Source organism: Polynucleobacter sp. JS-Safj-400b-B2 (assembly GCF_018881975.1).
Lineage (GTDB): Bacteria > Pseudomonadota > Gammaproteobacteria > Burkholderiales > Burkholderiaceae > Polynucleobacter.
The window spans coordinates 111,213-119,243 of sequence record NZ_JACVPJ010000007.1 but is presented as its reverse complement, the minus strand read 5'-3'; the positions used below and the strand labels follow the sequence as shown (position 1 = coordinate 119,243).

General features: G+C 45.3%; 7 protein-coding genes. All 7 read left to right on the top strand.

Going from position 1 to position 8,031, the window contains the following annotated elements; translation table 11 throughout:
* The first annotated feature begins 210 nt into the window (after window positions 1-210).
* The 7 genes from ICN48_RS09310 to ICN48_RS09280 are packed head-to-tail and all read left to right on the top strand — an operon-like array spanning window position 211 to window position 8,014.
* A complete protein-coding gene (locus tag ICN48_RS09310) occupies window positions 211-1,383 on the top strand; it encodes an ABC transporter permease (protein WP_216153415.1) in 1,173 nt (390 codons plus the stop codon).
* Entirely contained in the window at window positions 1,383-2,159 is a 777-nt protein-coding gene (locus ICN48_RS09305) for an ABC transporter ATP-binding protein (protein WP_216153414.1), read from the top strand. The genes ICN48_RS09310 and ICN48_RS09305 overlap by 1 nt, the downstream gene beginning before the upstream one ends.
* Window positions 2,156-3,082, top strand: a complete 927-nt coding sequence (locus ICN48_RS09300) for an MlaD family protein (RefSeq protein WP_216153413.1) — start codon at window positions 2,156-2,158, stop codon at window positions 3,080-3,082. The genes ICN48_RS09305 and ICN48_RS09300 overlap by 4 nt, the downstream gene beginning before the upstream one ends.
* Window positions 3,079-3,705: a membrane integrity-associated transporter subunit PqiC gene (locus tag ICN48_RS09295; RefSeq protein WP_216153412.1), complete on the top strand. Its 627-nt coding sequence runs from the start codon at window positions 3,079-3,081 to the stop codon at window positions 3,703-3,705. Before ICN48_RS09300 ends, ICN48_RS09295 begins: the two co-directional genes overlap by 4 nt.
* Before the next feature lie 28 nt (window positions 3,706-3,733).
* Window positions 3,734-4,711: a tripartite tricarboxylate transporter substrate binding protein BugE gene (locus ICN48_RS09290; protein WP_216153423.1), complete on the top strand. Its 978-nt coding sequence runs from the start codon at window positions 3,734-3,736 to the stop codon at window positions 4,709-4,711.
* 34 nt (window positions 4,712-4,745) lie between these two features.
* The gene (locus ICN48_RS09285; RefSeq protein ID WP_216153411.1) at window positions 4,746-5,531 is read left to right on the top strand and encodes an SDR family oxidoreductase; all 786 of its coding nucleotides are present in this window, start codon (window positions 4,746-4,748) and stop codon (window positions 5,529-5,531) included.
* The gene (locus tag ICN48_RS09280) at window positions 5,528-8,014 is read left to right on the top strand and encodes an ABC transporter permease (RefSeq protein ID WP_216153410.1); all 2,487 of its coding nucleotides are present in this window, start codon (window positions 5,528-5,530) and stop codon (window positions 8,012-8,014) included. Before ICN48_RS09285 ends, ICN48_RS09280 begins: the two co-directional genes overlap by 4 nt.
* The last annotated feature ends 17 nt before the right edge of the window (window positions 8,015-8,031 follow it).

Sequence of the window (8,031 nt, the reverse complement as noted above, 5' to 3'; positions counted from 1 at the left end):
AGAGATGTTTTTATGATACAGCCAGTCGCAACCAACCATTTGATTTAACAAAGTAATTGCACCGACAGTTAACTTGGCTACGAACCAAGGGGTCGTGGGTTCAATTCCTGCCAGCCGCACCAACCTACATAGGGCCTAGTTGAAAAACTGGGCCCTTTCTCTTTTTAGGCTTTTCCCAGAGCTTTCACAGAGATACCTTATAGTTCGCTTATGAGCTCTTCAGACACCATTTCTGCCGTTTCTGACGCCCCAGTGGCAGTTTGGTCACAGGTCGACGCTAATAGCGCCATAGTACTGGTTAGCGGCAATGTCAACGTCTACTCCTTGGGTAATGTATGGACCCAAATCCGCAACTCTCAAGATATATGGCTAAAGCAGGGTGAAGGAAAAAATAAGTCACTCACTTTTGATGCAAGCAAAGTCACTTTTTTAGACGGCGCCGGTATTGCATTTTTGATTGGGGTTCAAGAGGCTCAAACAACAGCTGGTGCAAAGTTCGAACTTGTTGGCTTGGATCAGCGTTATGAGCCTTTATTAAATGAATTCAATCCGATAAGTAACTTATTTCCCGTTCCCGCTGTTAAGCCTAAAAGAAGTTTTGTGGTGAGCACCGGGATGGCTGTCCAGAATTTAATTGATGACGCTGTTGGCCTAATTTCATTTACTGGACATCTTGCGTTTGATTTATTTTGGTCTATTCGCCACCCTAATCAAGTGCGCTGGGGTGATTTTGTGAACGCTGCGGTTGAAGCGGGTATCGCGGCTTTACCCATTGTTGGATTAGTAGCGTTTTTGATTGGTGTCATTCTTTCTTTCCAAGCCGCTATTGGCATGCAGCAGTTTGGCGCAGTGTCCTTTGTAGGTCCATTGGCGGCCTTAGGTATTCTGCGAGAAATGGGTCCATTAATGACTGCCATTTTGTTAGCGGGACGATCCTCAGCAGCTTTTGCAGCAGAGATTGGCACGATGACGGTTAATAGCGAAGTAGATGCGCTAGTTTCTGGCGGCTTAAGTCCAATTCGTTTCTTAGTTGTGCCACGTGTTCTTGCGGGTATTTTGGTTGCGCCAATTTTGACCTTGTTTGCCGATATCGTCAGTATTTTTTCTTCCATGTTGACGATGCTGATCTATGGCATTCCCTTTATTAATTTCTATAACGGCATGCTTTCTGCAGTAGATATTGAAGATATTGGATCTGGATTAATTAAAGCTACTCTTTTTGGAGTCGTCGTTTCTGCAGTCGGTTGCCTACGCGGCATGCAAACCGGCAATGGTGCGGCTGCGGTTGGTATTTCAGCTACGCGAGCTGTAGTAAGCAGTATCGTATTGATCGTGGTAGTCGATGGTATTTTTGCCTTCATTTCCTATAAGACAGGTTTCTGATGGATACGCCAGCTAAATCCCCATATGCCATTGATGTGCAAAACCTCACCGTAGGTTATGGCTCCAATGTGCTTATGCAGAATCTAAATTTCTCGGTGAATTATGGTGAAATCTTTGTGATTCTGGGTGGTTCGGGTTGCGGTAAATCCAGCTTGTTAAAAAACTTATTCGGTCTTTATCAGCCTTTGTCAGGTGATGTTCTGATTGAAGGCCAAAATATTACGACCGCAATGGGGGTGCAGCGCCAGCAGATCATGACAAGCTTTGGCGTGATGTATCAACAGGGCGCCTTATTTGGTTCTATGAACTTGCTGGATAACGTTACCTTGTTTATGCAGGAATATACCCAGCTCACACAACCCCAAATGGATTTATTAGCGCGTTGCAAACTTGATCTCGTTGGTCTATTGCCATATGAGTCTTATATGCCGAGCGAAATTAGTGGCGGTATGCAAAAGAGGGCGGCGATCGCTCGGGCGATGGCGCTTGATCCTAAAATATTATTCTTAGATGAGCCATCTGCTGGCTTAGATCCAATCACCTCTGCTGATCTTGATAGCACCATCCAGGATTTATCAAAAAATCTCGGAATTACCTTTGTCATCGTATCTCATGAACTTGCCAGCATTTACGCTATTGCTGACAAGGTCATCATGCTTGATAAGGGCGCCAAAGGAATCATTGCCCAGGGTGATCCTAAAGTTTTACGCGATACCAGTAAAGATCCACGAGTGCACCAATTCTTCAATCGTATTATGAGCAAGGACGCAGCATGAGTAATGACTCAAATCCCAATTATTTTCGCTTAGGCGTTTTTGTGCTTGCAGCAATTGGCGTACTGATTGCTGTGATTCTCATTTTTGGTGGAGGCAAAATCTTCCAAAAATCGTTCATGATTGAAACCTACATCAAACAGTCTGTAACGGGATTAGATGCTGGAGCAGCAGTGCGCTTTAGGGGGGTGAAGATTGGCCAGGTCACTTTGGTTGGCTTATCAGGAGATATGTATGAAAGGGATTTACCTTTTCACGATCGTCGTCAGTACGTTGTCGTCAGAATGCAAATTTTTGGTGATAAGGTTAACGAAGACCAAATTAGTGAGTTTGTAAAAAATAATCTACGTGCACGCGTAAAGTCTATGGGCATTACGGGCGTAAATTATGTTGAGTTTGATTTTGTTGCTCACGCATCCGATACTCCGGCACTTCCGTATTCTTGGAAGCCTGAATATCCAGTAATCCCTTCTCTACCAAACCAAGCGGATGAAATCATTTCAGGCATTCAAAAATTGATTGGTGCCCTTAATGATATGAATATCGATGGTACTCAGAAAAAATTGGATACGTTATTGGGCAACTTAAATGTACTTATGGCTGGTGATGGCAAAGGTAATGAGGGGGCGATTGAATCCGTTAAACAGTTGAATGTCATCATGGCTCGAATTGCTAAAGCGACTGATAAGGAGGAGCTTGGCATTCTGATGCGTGAATTGGTGGCTGCCACCACCTCATTGCGTCAAACTATTACTAGTGTTCAGGGCGATACCGAGTTGACGATGGCAAACATTAAGCAAGCTAGTGAAAATTTAAATGAATTTAGTCGCATTGCCAGCCAGTCTCCCTCAAGTTTGATTTGGAGCGATCCTCCGTCAAAAATTACACCTAGTAGCGCCGCCGGCCAGTCTGGAGCGAAGAAATGATTAAGCGCATTGTATTTTTCATTGCAGTTTTGGGTCTAGTGTCTTGCTCATTGCCCACAAGGCCACCTGTCGGACCCACTGCATGGATGGTATCCCCGGAAAGAACGGCCGCTCCGCGAGTTGCTCGTACCGATATCTGGCTAAAGATGGGCTCCGTATCTGTGACGCCACCGTTTGATGGTAGATCTTTGGTTTATCGTACCGGGGATCAGCGTTACGAAAAAGATTTTTATAACGTCTACACCACCATTCCGGCAGAAATGATTGGAAATGCTGAGCGCCAATGGCTGAACAAGGCCAATATTTTCTCTGCCACAGTAGGGCAAGGCAATAGTCTTTTTCCTTTCTATTTTTTACAGGCGACTGTTGAAGAGTTTTATGGGGACTATCGCAATAAACCCGAGGCGGTTGTGAGTGTTGAGTTTTTTCTAAGCGCCACCAGCGCTGGAAAAGCAAGCCCCTTGATTGGTGCAAATCGATATACCAAGCGCGTCGCCCTTAAGGACAACACCCCCGAAGCTTTGGTTTTGGGTCAGCAAGAAGCTTTGGCTCAAATCTTTAATGAATATGAGGCGCAACTCTATAAATATGCTGGTAATTTACCAAAGCCTTTAGGACAGTAAGTTTATGAAATTATTTATATCCCAATTTATGCTGAGAAAAATAGCCTCTACAACATTCCTTTCTTTGGTGACTGGCCTTATTAGCATTGGAAATGTCAGCGCGCAAAGTTTTCCCAATAAACCTATTCGTTTAATTGTTCCATTTGCACCAGGCGGCAGTACCGATATCATCGCTCGCGCCGTAGGGGACGCTTTGGGGCGTCAATTAGGCCAACCCGTCATTGTTGAGAACAAGGCCGGTGGCGGTGGTTCTATAGGCGCATTAGAGGTCATGCGAGCACCCAAGGATGGATATACCATCGGTATGGCTACGGTTTCGACTACAGCAGCTAACCCAGCCATCAATCCTAAAATTGGTTATGACCCCATAACGGATTTCACGGCCATTAGTAATATTGCAGCAACACCAAACATCATTGCAGTAAATCCTTCTTTTCCAGCCAAGGACTTTAAGACCTTCATGGAAGTGTTGAAGGCTAATCCTGGTAAGTATTCTTATTCAAGTTCCGGTACTGGTGGTATTGGCCACCTACAAACTGAGCTGTTTAAAAGCTTGACAGGTGTTTTTATTGTGCATATCCCTTATCGCGGAGCCGGTCCTGCATTGGCGGATACAGTGGGTGGACAAGTTTCCATGATCTTTGATAATTTGCCATCTTCATTGCCTTTCATTAAGGATGGTAAGCTGGTTCCAATCGTGGTTGCTGCTCCAAAGCGTTTAGCGCAATTGCCGAACGTACCAACTTTTGCTGAAGTTGGCTTGGCGCCTGTTAATCGAATGGCCTATTACGGTCTTTTGGGTCCAGCAGGAATGCCTAAAGATATTGTGGATAAGTACACCGCGGCCTTGCAAAAGGTAGTTACTGATCCCGCTGTTAAAAAGCGCATTGAAGATACGGGCTCACTTATTAACGTGAATGGTTCTGAGGCTTTTGCAAAAGAAATTAAAGCCGAGTACACCGTTTACAAGGAAGTGGTTGCTAAGCAAAAATTGCAGTTAGATTAATATAAATAAACAATTAGAGTCAGTTGGAGACGAAATGGATTTAGGATTAAAAGGCAAAGTTGCCCTAGTGATTGCTTCTAGTCGCGGTTTAGGGCAAGCAATGGCAGTTTCATTGGCGAACGAAGGCGTCAAAGTCGCTGTCACTGGCCGCAATGCTGAAGGTTTGCAGCAATCCGTGCAGTTAATCGAAGCTGCTGGAGGTCAAGCTCTCGCGCTCAATTGGGATCTTTCAGATGCATCCGTGATTGATGGATTGGTTTCTAGGGTTGAAAAGGAGTTAGGTCCGATTGATATTTTGATTAATAACACTGGTGGACCGCCGCCAACGCCAGCAGCGGGTCAAGATCCGGCTCTTTGGCTAAAAAGCTTTAACGATATGGTGTTGTCACTTATTGCTATTACAGATCGAGTATTGCCTGGCATGCGTCAGCGTAAATGGGGTCGCATTATTACCAGCACTACCTCTGGCGCTATTGCCCCTATTAAAAATTTAGCTATTTCTAACACCTTGCGTGCAGCACTGCTTGGATGGTCCAAAACCTTGGCTGCGGAAGTTGCTGCGGAAGGAATTACCGTTAACATCATCATGCCTGGTAGGGTGGCAACAGACCGCCTACGCCAGTTAGACGAGGCTCGTGCAAAACGTGAGGGTACGAGCTATGAAGATGTGGTTAAGGCTAGCTTAGGACAAATTCCGATGGGGAGATATGGTGACCCTAAGGAGTACGGCGATGCTGCAGCATTCCTAGCTAGTCAAAATGCATCTTTCATTACAGGCACTGTCATGCGTGTTGACGGCGGCCAAATTCAGGCAATTTGAGTCAATTTATTCTTCGCTTCTTAGAGGCTTTACGGCGTGATGTCCGATCAAGCGAGTTAGCTTGGTTGCTAGTTGCGTTAACGCTCTCAGTTACAGCGCTTTCTAGCGTTAGTTTTTTAGCGGATCGCATGCAAAGGGCATTTGCTTTTGATGCCCGCCAACTTCTAGCTTCGGATTTATTGATTGTTTCTGATCAGCCACTGCCCAATCTATTTTTAGATGAAGCAAAGAGCAAAAATTTACAGTTGGCTCAGACAGTTGTATTTCCGAGTATGGCAACTGTCGGGACGCATAGTAAATTAGCTTCACTAAAAGCGGTCAGCCCTCAATATCCGCTTCGCGGGGCTTTACGGGTTCAAACCAATGACCTTGCCATGCCACTCACTTCGGGCCCTAAAACAGGCTTTGTATGGGTAGATCCTGCCATGTTGGCTAGCCTGCATGCGTCAGTAGGAGAGTCTATTGTGCTGGGTCAAAAGACTTTTACTATTGGCGGCATCCTTGAGCGAGAGCTAGACCGAGGTGCTGGATTTATGAACTTTGCCCCCCGAGTCATGATGTCACTTGCAGATTTAAGTGATACGGGCCTTATAGGGCTGGGTAGCAGAGTGACATACCGTCTTCTTTTGGCTGGCTCTGACGAGCAAATCAGTGCTTATGGTTCTTGGGCAAATCAATACATTGAAAAAGGCGGTCTCAAAGGCATTCGTATCGAGACTCTGGAAAATGCACAGCCCATGATGCGCAAAACATTGGAGCGTGCAGATCGATTCTTATCATTGATTGCCTTATTGACCGCTATGGTGGCAGCAGTAGCTATAGCGTTGTCTGCCCATCGCTACACACGCAAACAGTCAGATGCTTGCGCAGTTCTTAAATGTCTAGGTGCAAGCTCTGGCACGATTCTGAAACGTCAGGCACAGACCTTAATTGGGCTAGGTCTCATTGCAGCGTTCTTGGGATCACTTTTAGGTTACTTTGGCCAATACATATTGACACTCCTTTTGGGTAATTTAGTCTTAGCAGAATTACCGTCAGTATCTTTTTGGCCTGTGTTGTGGAGTGTTTTAGTAGCTTGGTGCTTACTGCTTGGTTTTGCAGGCCCCGCAATTTTTAGCTTAGTCAAAGTTTCGCCAATCAGACTCATTAGAAAAGAATTTGATGGCATTAGTATTTCTAATTTTTGGACTGGTCTGTGTGGCTTGGGCGCTGGAGCATTCTTAATTATGTTGGCTGCACGCGATTGGAAGTTGGCTTTATGGACTTGCCTCAGTTTTAGCGCTGCCATTGCTATCTTTGCATTTGCATCTTGGGGTGCTCTACGTATTCTGAGTACGATACGCACTCAGCGCTTTGCTTTTGGATTTGTCATCCTGGCTCAGGGGCGCAGAACAGGATTAGCAGCAGTGCAAATTACAGCGCTCGGTATTGCCTTAATGGCGCTCATACTGGTGCTGCTATTACGAGCTGACTTCCTAAGTGCATGGCAGGGCAATATACCTACTGATGCGCCTAATCGTTTTATGATTAATGTTCAGGTCGATCAAAAACAGGGGCTCACACAGTCGCTTGAGAATGCAGGAGTGTCAAGTCCAGAGTTTTATCCGATGGTGCGAGGCCGTTTGATAGACATCAATGGCAAGGATGTAACACCCAATGATTTTTCTGAGGAAAATGCCAAGCGTTTAATTGATCGAGAGTTTAATTTGTCATACACAGATCAATTGCCATCAGGTAATCAGATTATGTCGGGCAAATGGATCGAGGGAGATGCGCCTCAAATTTCAATGGAAACTGGGATTGCCAAAACCCTGAAACTAAAACTAGGCGATCAGCTCAGTTTCGAAGTAGCGGGAGAGAAAATTACTGCCCCCATTACTTCCTTGCGTAAATTGGATTGGGGTTCGATGCGGGTGAACTTTTTTGTCATCATGCCGCCAGCGCAGTTGCAATCATTGCCACAGTCTTGGATTACTTCTTACTATCAGCCTCCTAAGCAAGAGTCTTTAGATTTTCAATTAAGCCAAACGTATCCAAATTTAACCATCGTGGATGTCTCAGCATCCTTGCAACAAATCCAGGAAGTACTCAATAAGCTTTCATCAGTATTGGGATTGTTATTAGCCTTTACGATTGCGGCGGCTATGTTGGTATTAATGTCTGCAATTGCAGCCACCCAAGATGAGCGCTATAAAAATGCCGCCTTATTAAAAGCGTTGGGAGCCTCTCGTCTGACATTGGCAAAGATTGCGAATATCGAGTTAGTGCTGATTGGCTTGCTATCGGGGCTGTTAGCCGGCCTTGCCTCAGGAATAGCCGCTTGGGCTCTGGGTCGCTATGTGATGGAAATTGCGTTTAATGCTTTTGGTGAGGCGCTGCTCATGGGGGTTGTATTTGGAGTAAGCGCCTGTCTCTTCTCGGGGTATCGCTTTCAAAGAAGGATTCAGAAAGCGACAGCAGTTGAATGCCTTCGGGAAGTTTAACTTAACTAATTAGGTAA

What these genes read in the sequence shown, in the direction of transcription:
- ICN48_RS09310 (WP_216153415.1), top strand. Translation starts at nt 211, where the DNA reads ATGAGCTCTTCAGACACCATTTCTGCCGTTTCTGACGCCCCAGTGGCA.
- ICN48_RS09305 (WP_216153414.1), top strand. Translation starts at nt 1,383, where the DNA reads ATGGATACGCCAGCTAAATCCCCATATGCCATTGATGTGCAAAACCTC.
- ICN48_RS09300 (WP_216153413.1), top strand. Translation starts at nt 2,156, where the DNA reads ATGAGTAATGACTCAAATCCCAATTATTTTCGCTTAGGCGTTTTTGTG.
- ICN48_RS09295 (WP_216153412.1), top strand. Translation starts at nt 3,079, where the DNA reads ATGATTAAGCGCATTGTATTTTTCATTGCAGTTTTGGGTCTAGTGTCT.
- ICN48_RS09290 (WP_216153423.1), top strand. Translation starts at nt 3,734, where the DNA reads ATGCTGAGAAAAATAGCCTCTACAACATTCCTTTCTTTGGTGACTGGC.
- ICN48_RS09285 (WP_216153411.1), top strand. Translation starts at nt 4,746, where the DNA reads ATGGATTTAGGATTAAAAGGCAAAGTTGCCCTAGTGATTGCTTCTAGT.